The organism is Cohnella fermenti (assembly GCF_004801405.1).
Lineage (GTDB): Bacteria > Bacillota > Bacilli > Paenibacillales > Paenibacillaceae > Cohnella > Cohnella fermenti.
Genome location: NZ_SSOB01000024.1, coordinates 93062 through 111182, shown reverse-complemented (window position 1 = coordinate 111182; position 18121 = coordinate 93062). Strand labels below are relative to the sequence as shown.

Genomic DNA, 18121 nt, shown 5'->3' with positions numbered 1-18121 from the left:
TTTTATGCTAAAAACCGCATACATTCGCCCACCGACCGCACCTGGCGACCACTTTTATGCTAAAAACCGCATACATTCGCCCGCCGGCCGCCCCTGGCGACCACTTTTATGCTAAAAACCACATACATTCGCCCACTGACCGCCTCTAACGACCACTTTTATGCTAAAAACCACATACATTCGCCCACCGACCGCCCCCGGCCCCTCCCGCCGCCTGCAATTGTAAACCCCGCGCAAAACCAGCAGAGCAGTTCTGACCGAGTTCTCACCGTTATGTAGAGGAACGAATATCTCTGATATCTCCAGTTTAATTCACCTCTGCGATATCGACAACGGGCGACAGAAGCAGCGACGGAAGTAGCAGACATTGTCCCCGAGCGCCGATTCTCCTAGCTCCTCTAACTCCCCTGGCAACAGCAAGAAGCGGCAAACGCAGGCTGCATGTTGCAGTCCGCGTTTGCCGCTGTATGTCCTTCCCTTTATTCCTTGAGCCAGTGCCGCTCCATCGCCTTAGTCGTCAACCCCGGACAACGTTATGCTGTCGGCCGTTCCCGTATAGATGCCGAAATATCCAGCGCTGCGAATGGCGTCCGACTTGTCTTCGTAATCGATGACGGAATGGCCGTTCACCTTGAGCACAATGCGCACGCCCTCGTCGGTGTTCCACGAGCCCGCTTGAATGCTGTTCTCCTGGGCGTAAACGAAATATTCGTTAGGCACGGCAGGCCCGCCGACTCCGGGGTCGTTGAGGGTTCCGATCAGCAGCATCGTACTGGCGTTGTCTTTGTACTTCTGCAGCTCGATGACGTCCTGCTTGATGACGATGACATAGCCGCTGCCGAAGCTCATCGTGCCTTGGTTGCGGAGATTGAGAATGGGCCAGCTTCCGGCAGCTCCATACACCGTCATATTGACCGACAATTGGGCATCCCTGTACGTCTTCTCGTTGTATCGGGCATAGCCCTCGTACAAGGTCAGGCTGTCTTGCTCGAAGCTGTACGCGCCGCTCCCCATGCTGAACGACCATCCGTCCGAATCGGCAATCGCGTCGTTCAGGTCGGTGTCGGCGTCTCCCGTACCCGGATCGGTTGACAGCAGGTGCTCCCGCATCGCGACATCGTCCACGTACAAATCCTCCGTCCCAGTTGTGGTATCGATAACGAGCGCACCGGCCACAATGACGGGGCTTGCCGGCAAGCTCAGCGTACCGCTCAGCTCGGTCCACCCGTTCTCGTCCACGGACGCCGAAGCGATCACCTGCTCCAGTACCGTCCCCGCAGGACTGGCATCGCTCGTATAGCGGAAGACCAATCTGGCCGTGTCCGTCCCATCTCCAAGCTTCACCTGGGCGCTGACGTCGTAGGTTTTGCCCTGCGCGGCCTTCACGGTCTGCAGCGCGCCGGCGCCCGGCGAGCCGCGGTCCGCGATCTTGAGCGCGTAATCGCCGCCATACGTTATCCCCGTTACGGAATAGAGAGCGGCATCGAACGCCGTCCACGGCCGCGGGTCGCCCGACTCCATGCCGGGGTTGCGAAGGAGCCCGATCTGCTCCGTTGCGGGGGCGGCTGCATGCACCGCGGCCAGAGCCGCGTCGTCCATGTACGCCGGCTTGCTTCCTTGAGGCTTCCGGAAGAACACGGTCGCCGAGTTCGACGTCGGCCCCGTCGTGAATTCCAGGCTCTGCCGGGACCATAACGTCGAGTCGAAGACCAGGCTAAGGTCGTCGTCGCCGTAGTCGCGAACTCCCATCTCGAGCGTATCTCCGTCCGAGACGAGCAGGCCCCATGCCGACAGCCTGTACGTCGTGTTCGGCTGCAGCCCGGCAACGGTCTGCTCCACCTCCGCCTCCAGGCTGGAGCCCCTGGCAACCGCAGCTTGCATCCGAGCCAAAGCCGTCTCAAGCGAAGATACGGAGACGATCTCCTCGGCGGCCATGGCGTTGGCCAGCAGACGAACCTGCTCGGCAACGTCCTCTTCCGTCGATTCCTGATCGTTCAGCACGGCCTGGGCCTGCGCGACAGCCAACAGCAGATCGGCCTGAAGCTGGCCCGTTAGGCCGCCCGCCTCCGCCGCGGCCGCGTCGATCGCTTCCTTCAGCTCCGTCACGTCCACGATCCGAAGCTCGTCCAGATAGAGATCGGCCAACGAATTTTGCGTATAGAAGCAGATGAGAGCATACTTGTAGCCTTCCGATTCGTTAACCGTATACGTCCCGTTCACCTGTGTCCAACCGGCGCTTCCGATCGTCTTCTGCTTCAGCGTGCGAACCGGGTTCGCTCCGTTCGGCATCAGCGCAATCTGCAGCAGGTCCGAACCGGCGCCAAGCTTGGCTCTTGCCGAGATGTTGTAGGTTCTGCCGTTCTCCATCGGCAGTTGAATCCGCGGGCCAGCCCAATAGGCCGAGCGGTTGTAGCTGCGCAGGGATCGGGAGCCGGCGTACGCCTCCGCTGTCGTCGCCTCTAGGGTAGTACCCAGTCCAATCCAGCCGGTCAAGGCGCTCTCGAATCCCGCATTGCCGAGCAAATCCGGCATATCCTTAATCATCCGGGCGTAAGCGTCGTTCATCGCCGACTGGGCGGAAGCAAGATCGGCGGCGGCGGGAGAGACCTCCTGCAGAACAGCCTCCGCATCGGCCATCTTCTCCTGCAATTGCAGAAGCGGCGATGCCGGATACGTTGCCGAAGGCGAGTTCCCAAGCTGCGCGGAGTAGTTGCCTGCGCGGGTTTTCTTGACGGAAGTGAGCGCATATTCGTACGCGATCGAAGCTTCTCCTTGTTCGATCGTCCAAGGAGCTTCGAGCTCTGTCAGACGCTCGAATCCTCCCTTCGCGATTCGGTTGCGGTACAGCGCATCGGAAGGCTCGTAGATCGCGTCCTTGTCCGTATCGGCATCATACCCGGGGACCCACTCCTGCCCCCATTCATACGCGCCGATGTCGGGAGCGGAGCCTGCATAGCTCTCTGCGATGCCCGCGATGACTTGCCCTGCGTCCCGCGCGGGCGACTGCTCGGACAGGCGGAAGTCGTATCCGGCCCTGTCGACGAACAGCGGATCGGTGCCGCCTTCGATATTGTTCTCCCGCAGCACTTCGTCGCTGAACTCGTAGGAACCGGTCAGAATGTTGTTGACGAATTGCCCGCCGTACATGTCCTTCCGATAGATATAGCCGTAAATGCCGCTGCTCCCGATCAGCGTGTTGTTGTAGACAAGCATGTTGTTGTTGGGCGTGTTCAGCCGCAAAGCCGTTCCTGCGTTCCAGACGACATTATGATGAATGATGTAGTTCGTGCTGCTGTTGTCCGGATAAATTCCTTCGCCCAGCACTTCCGCCTTGTTATCGTGAATCCAGTTATAGCGAATCTCCGTGTTGTCTCCGTCGAAGCTGAAGCCGTACAGCAATCCCGTATCGTTGACAAGGAGCCCCGCGTTGTACACATCGTTGTGCTCGATCAGGTTCGCCCTGCCGGTAATGCTGACGTTCATCTTCCCCGAATCGAATATCGAGTTGGAGGAGAGCAGATTCCGCTCGCCGTTCATAGCCACACTGGCCCCGTCGCCCAAGTAATTCGTCGACCGAATCTCGTTGTTGACAACCCGATTGTTCCGGCCGGCAACCTCGATCATCGCCTTCGGCGAATAGGCAAGACGGCTGTTCCGGATAACATTGTTGTCGCCGGACAGAACCAGCGGCTGGGACGCATATTCGACTCGCAGCCGGTCCAGTATCAAGTGCTGCCCATCCGTCGTATCGACGCCTGCGGCGAACATGCGAATGCCCGACAATTCGATATGCGACCGGCCGCGCAGAACAAACGCATAATCGCGCGCCTTCGCGCGGATGTCCGCCTCTGCGGGGTCGAAGCTGTCCGCGACCATGTACAACGTCCCCACCGCCTGATCGTAGTACCATTCCTTGTCGGCATCGAGCGCTTCGCGCGAGCCGAACAGGTAGTAGCGATTGCCGGCCCTTGGCGTATAGAAGGTTGATTCGCTCTGCGGAAGCGGGTCGAACACAAGCCCGCCGGCTGCCGTGTATGCGGTTACATTCGAAGCCTGGAGAATCCACCCGTCTCCGCCCTTGACCATCACCTTGGCACCGATCCACGCTCCGTCAGGCTGTGTCAGATCGCTGTCCTTGATGGTCGTAAGCGAGCCCGAATCCATCGTTGCCCAGGCCGGATGGAGGATGTCCTGCCCTGCGGGCAAGTTCGGCCATCTCGCCTCTGTCAGAAGCTCGCCGTCCACGAACACTTGTCTCTCGGAGGAAGAGCCCAGGCTGACATCGGCTGCGTAGATATCCCCGGAATCGGGCTGCCACCCGGCGATCGGGTCCGCTCCGCTGACGGTGACGTCCTCTCCCGGATAAGCCGCGAAGCGAAGCGCCTGCTCGCCCGTTCCCGATGTGCGGACGGTGACGGTCTCGTAATAGACGCCTTCGCGGATGTAGCACGTATCTCCGGCCGACATCAGATCGGCGGCCCGCTGAATCGTCCTCCAAGGGTGCTCCAGCGAGCCGTCTCCCGTGATGTCGCTTCCGGTTGTCGACACGTAGTACGTGTTGTTCATTCCGGGAATGCCCGACAACACCGTGAAGTGAATGAGATATTGCTCCGTCGCGAGGCCGTCTTCGGCCGTCACTTCCACGCTCGCCGTCCCGGGCAGGCTATCGATCTGCTGCACTTGCACGGAAGCCCCCGGATCGTGCGCAGACGCGACTACGTTTGTTGCCGCTCCGACTTCGGTTCCGTACGGAAGCACAACGCTGTACTCCAGCGTAGCCGGATCGAAGCCGGGAACCTCCGTTCCGCCAACGCCGAGGCTCGAGAGCGAAGCATCCGTACCGGCTGCCCGCTTGACGAGGCTCACCGTGTACAGCCTCGTGGTCGTCCCATCCTCCGCCGTTACCGACACTTGCGCCTCGCCCGGCAAATAAGTCGCCTGCGCGACACTGACCTGGGCGTAGCCGTCATCGGCAGCCTGAGCTTGGACTTCCGTCAGTGGGCCGACGATTGCGGAAGCAGGCAGTTCCACCTCGTAGGTCGCAATGTCGGGATCGAAGTCCGGCAGCGCCGACGCGCCCACCGAGATCGATTGCAGCGAGGCGTCGTTATGCAAGTAGCCGGAGCTAGTCTCGTAGGTGATGCTGATCTTCCCAAGCAGCGGCTCCGAAGTGATATCGTTGTTGTTCTGGGGAATGGGAATCCGCAGATAGGACGTATTCAGATTCGCGATATAGGCCGTATCCAGGCTGTACGTTTTTTTCTTCCAGGAACCTGATGTCGCGGTCAGCGGGGAATCCACCTTCCGGGTCCATGTATACGTCGAGTCGTCCGAGGAGACGTAGAACTCCATCAAGCTCTGCGTATAAAAATCGTTCAGGACGTACAGTTCAACCGTCGCCGCCTTGATTCGGCCGTTCACGTGGTAGTAGACAAATGTCGTGCCTGTCTCCGTCCGCTTGAGCAGCGTCGCGTCTCCCCCGAATTTCGGAAGATCCGCCGCGGTCGGCGTATACAGCGCCACGGTTTTGCTCGTCTTGTAGATCTTGGACAAGTCCTTCAGATCGTCGGTCAGCGTAAGCATTCTTCCCGCCGCTTCCGCCCGGGGAGTCGGCCACCCGAACGAGCCCAACGCCAATAAAAATGTACAGAAGAGAGCCAGCAGTTTCCTTCCCATGATCCTGCCCCCTATATTCGATTGCGGGGACCGTTCAGTCCCCGTGATCCTCGTTCCCCTTCAAACGCAGCGGCTCTTCCAGGTACCGGTATTCCGTGTTGGATTCGCCCGTATCGTCATTCTCCACAACCGCCACGCAAGCATCCTTGCTTAAGGCGATTGCGTGCCATGCGTTCCTTGCCACGTTGTACACCTTCTGCGGTTCCATGCGGACGATACGCGGCTCTTCGCCGGCTTCCGCGACGGCCAGCATGGCGGCGCCGGCCAGTAGAAGGAAGGCCTCATCCGTCAGAAGATGCCGCTCCAGACGGTTCATTCGATTGAAGCCCAGGCGCTCGGCATAGCGAATGAGAGCCACTCGCCAGCCGCCGGAAGAGACGAGCGCCCGGAACCCTTCCCCCCGGAATTCGGCAATCGCCAGGGAACCGGACGAGTGACGGGTCTCGCCTCCGCTCATCGCTCCCGCCTCCTGCCCTCCACGGAGAATTCGCCGTTCGGATCGGCATCGAGCTCCGCCCACTGAACGGTCAGCGCTTCGTTGCCAACCACGGCTGCCCTCTCCCCGTTCACCCGAATCTCGAAGCTGTCGAACGCGCGATGATCCCCTTTCTCCCAACTGACCATCGTTCGTCCCGCGACAGTCGGCATGGCGAATACGTTGCGCACCGCGGCTCGCTCCTTCTCCTCGTACCGGAACGGCACGCGCTCAAGCGGCCGGATGCGCAGCGTGGCGTAGGAGTACGGCTCAATGTCGAACGCAACAATTCTTCCTTCCGCCAATGCGGCTTCCCCGGTGTTCTCTTCCACGACATTCGTATAGACTGCGTCCGCGACTCCGAAGGGCAGCGTCAACGAAGCCGAGGTTCGTTCCCCGGTCAGCTCCATGAAGCGGACGATGAAGCCGTCGCCGTCCTCGGCAGGCTTCAGCGCAAGCAGTCGCACATTGCGCCGATCCAGCGCAAGCACGCTTCCGGTCTCCGCCACCGCCCCCCTGCCGGCAACCGGAGGATACAATCGGCCCAGGCTCCACTCGGGAACGGAGGCTCGCCAGCTCCCCGCATACGGCAAGATGGACAAGCGGAACTCGCCCCCGCAATCTTCCGGAGAATGGAGGCTCAGGTTGTTGCAGCGGTTCGACATGGCATGCAGGAAGATCGATGAGCTCGGCTTCGCCTTCGTGCTGGAGAATCGATTAAGATGAATCGCTCCCAGATGGAACACCGGCATCTCCCGCGTGAACAACGCGATGCCGCCGGCCTCGTTCTCCGCGGATACCCAGTTCTGGGGGATCACGAAGTCGTTCGTATGCAGGGCAAGGCGATCGCGCTCTTCGTCCACGACGCCGCCGGCCAGCTCCGTGAAGAAGCGGAAGCCGGGCACGCGGAACGGGAAGGCATAGAACACGTTCTTCTTATACCGGTCGTAGAAGTCCCCCATCAAGGCAGCTGCGCCTTCGAAGATCAGCTCGACGTCGATGGTCCTGTCGTGCTTGTAGAAGGTAACCGTGTTCTTGACCGTCGCCCCGCTCTGCTCCTCGCCGCCTTCCATGACGATGGACACCGCGAGCGGACCGTTGCGGATCGAAATCTTAAACACCTTATGCACGTCTTCGTGAGTGCCGGAGCGGCTCGCCTTCTCTTCGCATGTGTAATAGATGAAGTCGCCGAGACGGTAACGGGAGTGTTCGTCCAGCAATTCGTGCCCGGAAGCCTTATCCAGAATATTTCGAATTTTGCCGCTGTCCGTATCCAGCCATACGATATAATGCCCGGTGTCTATCGCCCCGCCCTCCACCCGGGCGAAGCCTTCCCCCGCCTCGGACTTGGACGCCACCGCCTTCGGCCTCTCCCCCGCCATCGCCTTCGGTTCGCTTCCGAGCGCCACGATCCCGAACGCGGGAAGCGGGATCGGCTCCGTCAGAATCCCGTTCGGCAAGCGTTGCCGGCCCACCCCGATCGGGACCGACGCGTCTCCCTCCTCCAGAGGCAGCCGGATCGCTTCCGTCCTCGGATACGGCAGCGGATTCCAGGCATAGCAGCCGTCTCCCGACGGAAGCAGCGCCCGACGAATGACATCGTCGACATTGCGTTTGGCCCGAATCGCCGTCTGTTCCTTGACGAGCTTCAGGTTGTACTTGTGCATGACGAACGGGTCCTTGATCGAAGTCGCCCAGCAATGCTCATCGAACTCGAGCATGCTCCACAGAGCTTCATCCAATGTCGCCTTCGGGAACATGTCGGCTCTCCCGGCGGCCAAGTTAAGCGAGGACAACGCCTCCGCCATGCCGAATAAGGCTTCTCCCTCTCGCTTCTTCGCCAACCACCTTGGAGCAATTGTCGCGAAGTCCGCCCATTGATCCGTCAGATCTCCGGCCAATTCCGGAAGCTGGTCCCCGAATCGCTCTTCGAGGTACCCCATGAATTCGTCCGGCAGCCCCATCTCGAAGACGGGGTGCTTCCACTTGGCGCGCATGGAATCGATCACCAGCAGAAGCACGGTCGTCGGCTTCCTTCTATCGTAATAGTAGGATACCGGCAGGAGATCGTAAGGCACGTCTCCCAACCGGTCGAACAGCTTGTCGATCGCCTTCTCGATATTGTCCTGCTTCGCCTCCGCCCGGAATTCGTCGCTCTCGTAATACCAGGACGTGTCGTGGATCGCCTGGCGCAGATCGTCCTGCATGTAATGGCGTTGCGTCCAGACGAGCAAGCGGTCCTTCCCGCCCGGTGCCCGCCACCAGAAGCATTGGGGGGCCTCCTCCGCGTCCTTGCTGTCGCGGAAGTCGTTGGGCAAGCTGAGCAGGTATCGGATACCCGCGTTCCGATACGCGCTGACGGCCGACCACGAGACGCCGGAGAGATCGGCATGGATGGCGGTCTTCGGATCGATCCCCCACTTCTCCCTGGCATAGCGGCGGGCATAGTAGAGGGAACGGGGAAGCTCCTCATAGCCTTGCCAATGCGTATGAACGCCGCTGTGCGGAGTGGCGAGCGCGATATGGCCGCTGTCCATGTACCGCCTGAGCCTCGCCTGCCGCTCTTCGTCCCGGCAATTCTCGTAAGCTCGCAGCCACCAATAATGCTCGATGACATACTTGTAGCGTCCGTCGCGGTCCATAATGTCCATCGCTTCGTCGAGGAAGCCGGCGCATCCCTCCTCAAGCCGATTCACGTATTCGCAATACCCCAGATCCTCGTGCGAGGAAGTCATCAACGCGATCTTCCATTGCTTGACGGGCTCCAGCTTGCAGCGGTATGCGTCCGTCCGCTCAAGATCGTCATACAGCTCAAGCGTGCAATCGGTCGTTGTCTCCACCAGCGGCAGCAGAAGCTCGCAAGGGCTCGCGATGAATTTCTTGCGTTCGTACACGAGCCTGTCTCCCACATAGACCGTAAGGTAAGAGGGAGTCATCACGATGTCCTCGCTGAACAGGACCCACACTTTATTCCGATCCTGGTAGTCGATGAACGCCGTCTGCCGGATGCCTTGTATTCGCAATCGTCTCTCCTCCTCGTATGCCCGGCAAGCAGGTTCCGATCTTCTCCGCCAAGCGGAAGCCCATCGCCGCATGTCCTTCCGTGGACGGATGCAGCAGGTCGGCGCTTAGCCAGGACGCGTCGCTCATGATTTGTTCGCTGTCGATCCACACGCAGCGGGGGTGGGCGGCCTGCCGGTGAACCTCCTTGATCGCTTCCATGTACCTCAACGTCTGAACGGCCCGTTCATCCTGCCCTCCGAAGTGGAAGTTCGGGAAGATCGACGTTATGAAAATCATTTTCTCAGGGTGATTCGCCAGCAGAGTATGAAGCAGATACGTTGTTCGCTCCCTTAGCTGCTCGACGGTGAAGCGCTCCCGCACCATGTTGACGCCAAGCTCCAGCCAGGCGAAGTCCCAGCCGTCCATCCGTGCCAAGCTGTCGGCCGCGCTTCGTTCCATTACGCAGCTTCCGCCCATTCCCTTGTTGAGCACGTCCGCCCCGAGCAGGCGTCCCGCCGTAAACACATAACCGCAGGTGTTGATCAGCGAAGAGCTGCCCTGGGTGATGGAGGAGCCGTACGCAAGCATCGTCCGCTCGGGAAGCTCATCCGGTCGCGGAACCCGGACCGGATGATCGGAAGCTTCAATGCCGCAGAAGACGACCCCGCAGTGCTGAAGATGAATTCTCCACACCTCCCGGGAGAAGCCGCGCACGCCGGCGCAGGACGGGACCGTGCGAGCGAAGCCGGGAGGCTCCTGGAGGCGGATCGACGTATACCGATCCTTCGGCAGCTCATAGCGGCCGCAGAAGTGATCGCCCTTGTACACGAGCGCGCTGCCGTCCTGGAACTCCGCGAACAGCGTGACATTCACGAATTCGGACAGGGACGCGAACCGGATCTCGCAGCCGTCCGCGAATCCGGCCGCGAGCTTGCCCCCCGGCTCCATGCCGGCAATGGCCTCCGCGGGATAACGCTTGAGGCGAAGACCGTCAAGGTAATCGCAGCTCTCCGGGTAAGCGTTGTGGAAGCTGACGTCCGCCCGCGCTCGTTCCTCCATTCCGCGTTCCTTCAGTGATCCCATTGCTCACTTCACCGTGCTGCGCCACGCGTCAATCTGCTTCTGCAGCTCGGTGCGAACCTTCTCTTCGCCGGATTGGGCCAGCTTGTTCTCGAAGTTCTTCATCGCTTCTTCCGGATCGGCGAGACCGTTCTTAAGAATGACATAGAATTCCTTCTGAGCCGCTTTGATCTGAGTGAGCTCATTCTGAATCGGGGTCAGATCCGCGGAGAAGTCCAGCATCGGGTCGACTTCCGCCGCGTCGTTGATCGCCTTCGTGTCCTCCCATACGCTGTCGGGCTGCGTTCCGTTAAAGTAAGCGTTGAATTGGTTCCCGAGCTCCCAGGCATCGAACTGGTACGTATCCGGAATTTTCTCGATTCGGTTGTCGCCGGTCATCGTGTAGTCCTGGCCTTCCAGACCGAACACAAGCGTGTTGTACAGCTCCTTGTCCGTATTGATCAATTCCAGGAACATCAGCGCCCGCTCCGGATTGGCGGAGGTACGGCTGACGGCATTGAGCGTCGAGGTCAGGGCAGCCTTGGTAATGAAGAGCGGGTCGGTCAGCGGCTTGACGACGACGTCATACCCGTACTTCAGCGCCAGTTCTTCCTCGGCGCCGGGCTTGGCCACTTCGAACTGAGCGAACAGCTTGCCCGCCTGCTCCAGCGATTGGTCCGCTTCTGCGGCCGTAGCCACATTCTTCGGGAAGAATCCCTTCTGATACCATTCGCGCATCAGCTTGTAGCCTTCCACCATGCTGTCGTCGGCGTACAGATACGAGCCCACCTGCCACGTATTCGTGTCGACGATAAAGTCCTCGACCTTCGGAGGAACGCCCGATTCGCCGTACGGCAGCAGCGCCGGAACGCCGTACTTCACCATCACCATGTCCGGCTCGCCCGCTTTGACCTGCTCGAAAATCGGCGTCAGGTCCTTCACGCTCTTAATGCTGTCAAGATCGATATTATACTTCTCGACGATGTCCTTGCGGAACGACATCCCATGCGGTCCGCCAAGAATCTGGTAGTTGTTCACGCCGTAGATGCTCCCGTTGACCTTGACGCCGTTCCAGATTTTGTCCGGCATCGATTCCTTCAGCTTGGGAACCGCATCCAGGTAGTCGTCGAGCGCCAGGTAAGCGCCCTTGGTGGCGTTCGCCACATAGTTATTGGACCAACTGGACGTCCACACGAGGTCGAACGGTTCGCCTGCGCCCATAATAAGCTGCATCTTCTGGTCGTAATCGCCAGGCTCGACGAAGCGGTAATCGACGGTCGCATGAATCTTCTCTCTCGTAATCTCGTTGGCCCGTGCGATGACCGAATCGGCGTTCTTCGGCTTCGATCCCCTCAGGTACCAGACCAGCTCGACTTCCGGCAGGTCTGCCGCCGACCCGGCCGACGCGGTCGCAGCCGCCGATCCGGATGCGGAATCGGACGAACTCGGAGCGGAAGCTCCGTCGTTCTTGTTCTGGCAGCCTGCGAGCAGCGCAGCCCCCAGCATCGTTCCTGCGAGAATGGCCCCCATTGTTTGTTTGCTTGTTCCCGGCTTGCTTGTTCTCGGCTTGCTTGTCTTCGACTTGCTTGTCCTCATTGCGCTTCCTCCTTGAAGGTATAATTCGTCACTCTTCTATATAAATCCACTATCCCTTAACCGACCCGACAGTCAATCCCTTAACGAAGTATTTCTGGAAGAAAGGGAAGATCAGGAGCATCGGTCCCGTTGCGATGACGGCCATCGCCATTCGCATGGATTCGGTAGGTAGCGGCTGTGACGCCGTGAAGCTGACCATGCTGTTCTCGAACCCTCGCGACAGCTCCTGCGCATTGCGCAGAATCGTCTGCAGCAGGTACTGCAAGGGGTACAGCTCCGACTTGTCGATAAACAGCATGGCCTGGAACCAGGCGTTCCAATTGGCCAGGAGCTGCAGCAGCCCCACCGTGGCCAGCACCGGCTTCGACAGAGGCAGAATGATCTTATAGTAGATCTGCAGCTCGCCGGCCCCGTCGATCTTGGCGGATTCGACGATGGCGTCCGGAATCTGTCTGAAGTTCGTGCGCATGATGAAGATGTACCAGACATTGCCGATAAGCGGCAGAATCAGCGCCAGATACGAATTCCGAAGATGCAGGTATTGGTTCATCAGAATGTAATACGGAACCAGTCCCCCGTTGAACAGCATCGTGAAGAACAGATAGAACGAGATGGCCTTGCCGTACTTGAAGTTGCTTCGGGATAGCGCATAGGCCGCCATGGAAGAGACGAGCAGGTACAAAACCAGCGCTGCACCCGATACGATAATCGTTACCTTGTAGGCATTCAGAATCGTGGCCGGACTCTCGAAGATATAGCGATACGAAGTAAAATCGAGATTCCGCGGAATCAGACTGAAGCCATACTTGGTAATGTCCACCTCGTCCGAGATGGAGATCGAGATAACCGCCCAGAGCGGCAGAATAAACAGCAAGGACACCACTGCCAGGTACGCATGGACAACCCACTCGCCCACCGCGATTTTGCGTTTGCTGCGCACAGCCATTCGGCACCGCCTTCTCTGCAATATCAAATTCCATTAAACTTAGAACAGCGCATTCTCCGCGCTTCGCTTGCGAACGATCGCGTTCGTCAGCAGCACCAGGGCGAAGCCGACGATGCCCTTGTAGAAGTCCGCGGCACTGGCCATCGCGATGTTGCCGTTCTCCCGCAGCGCCCGGATGACATACGTATCGATGACGTCCGTCGTGGCGTACAGCATGGACGAATTCATCGGCAATTGATAGAACAAACCGAAGTCCGCGTAGAAAATATGGCCGATAGCCAGCACCGTCAAAATGATCATCAGCGGATACAGGAACGGCAGCGTAATCTTGGTCGTCATCTGCCACTTGTTCGCCCCTTCGAGCGAAGCCGCTTCGAAGTATTCATGGTCGACTCCCATCAGGGCCGCATAATACATGAGCGTGGACATGCCCACCGTCTTCCACACATAAGCAATCGGGATAATCGCGGCCCAGGGAGCCGCCTTGATGTACCAATCGACAGGGACCAGCCCCAGCTTCTCCAGCATGACGTTCAGCAATCCCGATTGCGGGTTAAGGAAGGAATACGCCATGTAAGCGACAACGACCCACGAGAGAAAGTGCGGGAAGAACATCGTCGTCTGATGGATCTTCAGCGCGGTCTTGCTGCGAATACCGAAGAACAACAAGGCGAAGGCGACAGGAATGACCAACCCGAGCACAATAAACAAAGCGTTGTAGCCCAGCGTATTTCTCGTAATTCTCCACATGTCCGGAGAGGTGAAGAAGAACTTGAAGTTCTCCAGCCCAATCCACTTGCTGCCCAGAATCCCTTCGTCGTACCGATAGTTTTTGAACGCGATGATGATGCCGCCCATAGGCAAATAATTAAAGATAAATACGTAGGCCGCCATTGGCAGCGTCAGCAGAAGCAACGGCAGGTTGCCTCCCAGATCCTTCAGGAACCGGGCAATCGAACCCGGCCTCTTCTCTCTGTCCATCTCTCCTCCTCCAGTTGTCCCGTCCGGTTGTCCCGGCACGGCTTGTTCCTCAGCGTTGCTGTGTTGCGATTCCGGGCCACACCCCAGTTATAGGACGGCGGCGGCGCTTTGCAAAGGGGCGAAATCGTCAATCGGGTTATTTGGATGGTTTGATTTTCGATATTCGGTTCAAATCGGCCCGCCGCGGTTTCCCGCTGAACGCGCATGGCTTATAATTAGGGTCGCCGCTTGGTGCAACCGCTTACTCAAACAAAGGAGACTTGCTATGCCGAGATATCGCCTGACACCTCAGAAGTATTTTCTCCACCTGTTGATTACGATCAGCAGCTTCTTTATTGCGGCAACCGTGCTTCTGTCGGGCACGCTCTACTCCAACTTCCGCTCCTTCGGGGAGAATATGATGAACCGATCGAGTCAGGACCTGCTGTCCGGCATCGCCAACAACGTGAGCTTCATCGACAAGTACGCTTACAACTTCAGCGCCTCCTTATTGAGCAACACTGCCGTGTCGCAGTTAATGTACGGATCGAACATCAGCATCTACGACACGCTCGCCAACTTCCAGCAGTTGCAGAACATTCTGCAGTCGACCCCGTTCGTCTACTCGATCTATATTTACAATGCCGCCGAAGATCGTTACTACATCATCGGTCCGCATTCCGACATTCTGACGAGCGCCGACATGTACGATGGGGAGATGGCGGCGCTGCTCCGCTCCTCGGCGACCGAGAGGACGGCATCGCCTGTCGCACGGCAAGTTCCGATATCCGGCTTAAATCGGCAATCTACCGAGAATCTCTATACGTACTGGATCTCGCAGTCGGACATCAACCATCAATTGACGGGCAGCCTCGTCATTAACGTGAAGATGAATTGGATCTTCGAGACGCTGGTCTCTTCCGCGCAGGACGAGTCTCGGAGCGGCTCCGACATGATGATCGTCGATCCCTCCGGCCGGGTGATGGGCCATTCGGACAGCCAGTTGTTCCTGGCCGATCTCTCGGGGGAATCGTACGTGCAGGAGGTCGTGTCGCGCCCGCAGGACAGCGGCTACTTCGTGGACAAGGTGAACGGTCATAAGAGCATTATTGTGTACTCGTCCCTCGATCAGCCATTCTGGAAAATCATCAATGTGTTCCCGTACCAAACGTTGTCGCAATCCCTTCATCGTATCGGCAGCATTACGCTGACCATCAGCCTGCTCGTCTTCTGTGCCGGGCTGCTGATCTCCTATGTGCTGTCCAGGCGGCTATACTCGCCGATCCGCGCGTTGCGCCAGCAGGTGCGGACGATGCTGGGCTCGGACCCTGCCGCGGCCGATCTCAGCAATGAATTCCAGGAGATGGAGCGGCATGTGTCCCATACCGTGGAGCATCTCGTCGCGCTTAAGCAATTCAAGACCAACAGCATCGGCCGGCTCAAGTCGAACTTCCTGTCCAGCCTCCTCATCGGCAAGGCGTCCGTGGAGCAGCGGCTGGATGAACTCAACCTGCGCATTGCCGATCGCGGCTATTATCTGATCGTGCTTATCAAGTTCGACCGCTATGCCGCCTCGGTCGGCAGCCGGTCCGCCATGGAGCAGGCATCGCTGCGCTTCGCGCTGACCAATATCGCCGGCGAGCTGCTGTCTGCCCGCTTCCGCTGCGAATCCATCGATTCCGGCGAAGACTTCTGCGTGCTCATCGTGAATTCGGAGGACGATCTGAACGCGCCGGGCAACGCTTCCGGCCGGGAATTGGACGAGCGGCTGCGGGAATTGCAGGATGTATACGAGTCGTATTATCGCATCACCCTGTCCTGCTTCAGAACGGAGACGTGCGACCATCTGTCCCGCCTGCACGAGCTTTATCACAAAGCCCGGCAGTACGGCATGGAGCGCTTAAGGTTCGGCCATCGCTGCCTGTTGGCCTGCGAGGATCTGCAGGAGTCCGACGCGGAGCCCTTCGACGTGTCCGACCCGCTGATCGAAGCGTTTAACGAGAGTCTGAAGAGATTGAAGCGGGAGGACGTCTCAGAGAGCTTGCGGAGCATTATGAACAAGCTGTATCGCTGCGATTACAACACGAGCATGTGCATCCTGTCCCATCTGCTGTCTTCGTCCTTCAACTATGTTCATCACTTGGAGAAAAACCGAACGACAAAGTTTAATCTGTCGTTCCTGGCCTATCATCACGCGATAACCGGTATGGAGACGCTGGAGGAGATCGGCAAACTGCTGGAGGAATTGTTCGAGACGATATTCCGTCAGCTCGAGCAGACGAAGGACAACAAGATCGGTTTGATTGCCGATCACGTGGTCGCGTACCTGCGGCAGAACTTCCGCGACAAGAACCTGAACCAGCAGCTTGTCGCCGATGCGCTGAAGATGTCCCCGGTCACGTTGGGCCGGATCTTCCGCGATGCGACCGGCAGCTCCATCGCCGATTACCTCAAGGATCTGAGGCTCTCCAAGGCGCAGGAGTATCTGCGCGACACGAACTTCACGATTGACGAGATTATCGAGGAGATTGGCTGGGGGAACAAGAAGTATTTCTCTACCGTCTTCAAGACGACCTTCGCGGTCACTCCGACGGAATACAGACTGAACTCCTCCCTGCACGCCAACCAGCCGAAGCCCGACTGAACGGACAAACCAAAGAAATGAGTGATTGGTCCGGGGACAGGTGATTGGTTCGGGGACAGGTGATTGGTTCGGAGGTGAATGAGCGGTTGGCGGTCGGGCGAGTGGTTGGAGAACGGATGAGTGGTTGGCGGTCGGGCGAGTGGTTTGGAGAACGGATGAGTGGTTGGCGGTCGGGCGAGTGGTTCGGGACGGGCGAGTGGGTTGAGAACGGATGAGGTGGTTGGTGGTCGGGTGACTGGTTCGGGGTGATTGGTTGGCGGACGCGCGATTGGGTTGGAGAACGAGGGAGTGGTTCGGGGACAGGTGATTGGTTCGGGGACGGGCGAGCCAGTCAGAATGTGCCTTTCTTCTCCGCCAACGCCCCATGAATGTGAAAAATCACATTCATCCCCCTCTCAATCGGCCTCTCTTGATCGTTTTATGTTAAAAACCACATATATTCGCCCCCCTACCGACTCGAATGACCGATTATATGCTAAAAACCGCGCTCATCTCGCAAAAAGCGGCTTGCGGCACCAAATGTATGCTAAAAACCACATACAATGCGCGGCGCTTATACAAACCAAGCCCGCACAACACGCCGAAGGAGGGGACAGTCCCCTCCTTTGGCGTGTTCCTCCCGATATGTGCGACAGTTGCGATTATTGCGACGTCCGCATGGTCTGCAACAATTGCGGTAATTGCAATAATCGCGGTAGCTGCAACAACCAGCAACAACCAACAATAACCGGCCTGCTGCGATGTCTTGGCTCCAGCCGCCAAGACGCTTGCCTTCTTCGGTCGGCCCTCGGCCTCAGACGCGGGCGCCGTCCAGCAGCCCCTTCAGATAGCCGACGGCGAACAGCCGTCCGAGCGTAGCATAGCCGGGAATGTCGTTGCTCTCGCCCGCCAGCGTAGGGACGTGGTCGACCCGGATCGGGACAGAGATGCCGAGCTCGCGGTACAGGCGGATAATCCGGGCCATATCCGTCGGCCCGTTGTCGTGGAACGTCTCGCGGAAGTCGGTCTTGTCCCCGGCCACGTCCCGGAAGTGGACGAAGAACAGCTTGTTCTCCCGGGCGAAGGCGGCGATCGCCTCCTCCAGGTTCTCGCCCATGGCGGTGAACGTGCCCTGGCACATCGTGACGCCCAGGTGATCGCTTGGGACGAGGTGCACAGCCCTCTGCATCGCTTGCAGGCTCGTTAAAATCCGCGACACCTTGCCCAGAGGCGAGACCGGCGGATCGTCGGGGTGCAGCGCAAGCCGGATATTGTGCTTCTCCGCTTCCGGTACAACCGCTTCGAGGAAGTAGGATAGGTTCGCCCATAGCTCCGCTTCGGAGATGGCCTGCCCGGCATCCGCCGGATAGTCTTGCAGCCGGAACCCCGTTACGATCGCCCCGCCCCGCTCTTGCAATTGATGGGACGTTCGGGACCACCCGACGTGCGCCATGAAGTTGAGGCACACCGTCCGGATGTTCAGTCTGTCCATAATAGGGAACATCCGGATCACCTGATCGATGCATGCATCCCGCTGCGCGTCGCCCGCTTTGATAGAGTCGTGAAGCGCGTTGGGCATCGGCTCCAGCACCGTCGGCACCAGACCGTAATTGCTGAATCTCTCATATACAAGCCGCCAGTGGCTCGGATTCGTGCAATCGAACTCCTTGTCTTCCGGCAGACGGATGACCGCATGGTCGACCCCCATCTGCTTCGCATACGTCCACTGCACGCTCGGATCGCTTCTTAAATAGTCCGTGATGATCAATGGTTCTCCCGCCCT

At 58.8% G+C, this 18121-nt stretch carries 10 protein-coding genes; 1 reads left to right on the top strand and 9 read right to left on the bottom strand.

The window, feature by feature from the left end; genetic code table 11:
* Positions 1–510: 510 nt before the first annotated feature.
* From E6C55_RS18785 to E6C55_RS18755, 7 genes are read right to left on the bottom strand one after another with little or no spacing between them, the layout of a single operon-like run.
* Complete coding sequence (locus tag E6C55_RS18785; protein WP_136371354.1) at positions 511–5676, bottom strand: carbohydrate binding domain-containing protein; 5166 nt, start codon at positions 5674–5676, stop codon at positions 511–513.
* A 34-nt stretch (positions 5677–5710) separates the two neighbouring features.
* Positions 5711–6133 carry a hypothetical protein gene (locus tag E6C55_RS18780; protein WP_136371353.1) on the bottom strand — a complete coding sequence of 141 codons (423 nt, stop codon included), beginning with the start codon at positions 6131–6133 and terminating at the stop codon, positions 5711–5713.
* Positions 6130–9174: a glycoside hydrolase family 38 N-terminal domain-containing protein gene (locus E6C55_RS18775; protein ID WP_168735742.1), complete on the bottom strand. Its 3045-nt coding sequence runs from the start codon at positions 9172–9174 to the stop codon at positions 6130–6132. Before E6C55_RS18775 ends, E6C55_RS18780 begins: the two co-directional genes overlap by 4 nt.
* Positions 9119–10213, bottom strand: coding sequence for a GDSL-type esterase/lipase family protein (locus E6C55_RS18770; protein ID WP_168735741.1), 1095 nt, complete (start codon positions 10211–10213; stop codon positions 9119–9121). Before E6C55_RS18770 ends, E6C55_RS18775 begins: the two co-directional genes overlap by 56 nt.
* Before the next feature lie 27 nt (positions 10214–10240).
* Complete coding sequence (locus tag E6C55_RS18765; protein WP_136371350.1) at positions 10241–11809, bottom strand: ABC transporter substrate-binding protein; 1569 nt, start codon at positions 11807–11809, stop codon at positions 10241–10243.
* Between the two features lie 49 nt (positions 11810–11858).
* Complete coding sequence (locus E6C55_RS18760; RefSeq protein ID WP_136371349.1) at positions 11859–12755, bottom strand: carbohydrate ABC transporter permease; 897 nt, start codon at positions 12753–12755, stop codon at positions 11859–11861.
* Positions 12756–12794: 39 nt separating this feature from the next.
* The gene (locus E6C55_RS18755; protein WP_136371348.1) at positions 12795–13736 is read right to left on the bottom strand and encodes an ABC transporter permease; all 942 of its coding nucleotides are present in this window, start codon (positions 13734–13736) and stop codon (positions 12795–12797) included.
* Positions 13737–14001: 265 nt separating this feature from the next.
* On the opposite strand from E6C55_RS18755, the gene E6C55_RS18750 reads away from it, so the two are divergent.
* Complete coding sequence (locus E6C55_RS18750; protein ID WP_136371347.1) at positions 14002–16359, top strand: helix-turn-helix domain-containing protein; 2358 nt, start codon at positions 14002–14004, stop codon at positions 16357–16359.
* Positions 16360–16827: 468 nt separating this feature from the next.
* On the opposite strand, the gene E6C55_RS18745 is transcribed toward E6C55_RS18750, so the two are convergent.
* Positions 16828–17121 carry a hypothetical protein gene (locus E6C55_RS18745; RefSeq protein WP_136371346.1) on the bottom strand — a complete coding sequence of 98 codons (294 nt, stop codon included), beginning with the start codon at positions 17119–17121 and terminating at the stop codon, positions 16828–16830.
* A 31-nt stretch (positions 17122–17152) separates the two neighbouring features.
* The gene (locus E6C55_RS18740; protein WP_136371345.1) at positions 17153–18106 is read right to left on the bottom strand and encodes a mannonate dehydratase; all 954 of its coding nucleotides are present in this window, start codon (positions 18104–18106) and stop codon (positions 17153–17155) included.
* Between the last annotated feature and the right edge of the window lie 15 nt (positions 18107–18121).

Bases quoted from the DNA above. Each gene is read 5' to 3' on its own strand.
- E6C55_RS18785 (WP_136371354.1), bottom strand. From the start codon at position 5,676: ATGGGAAGGAAACTGCTGGCTCTCTTCTGTACATTTTTATTGGCGTTG.
- E6C55_RS18780 (WP_136371353.1), bottom strand. From the start codon at position 6,133: ATGAGCGGAGGCGAGACCCGTCACTCGTCCGGTTCCCTGGCGATTGCC.
- E6C55_RS18770 (WP_168735741.1), bottom strand. From the start codon at position 10,213: ATGGAGGAACGAGCGCGGGCGGACGTCAGCTTCCACAACGCTTACCCG.
- E6C55_RS18765 (WP_136371350.1), bottom strand. From the start codon at position 11,809: ATGAGGACAAGCAAGTCGAAGACAAGCAAGCCGAGAACAAGCAAGCCG.
- E6C55_RS18760 (WP_136371349.1), bottom strand. From the start codon at position 12,755: ATGGCTGTGCGCAGCAAACGCAAAATCGCGGTGGGCGAGTGGGTTGTC.
- E6C55_RS18755 (WP_136371348.1), bottom strand. From the start codon at position 13,736: ATGGACAGAGAGAAGAGGCCGGGTTCGATTGCCCGGTTCCTGAAGGAT.
- E6C55_RS18750 (WP_136371347.1), top strand. From the start codon at position 14,002: ATGCCGAGATATCGCCTGACACCTCAGAAGTATTTTCTCCACCTGTTG.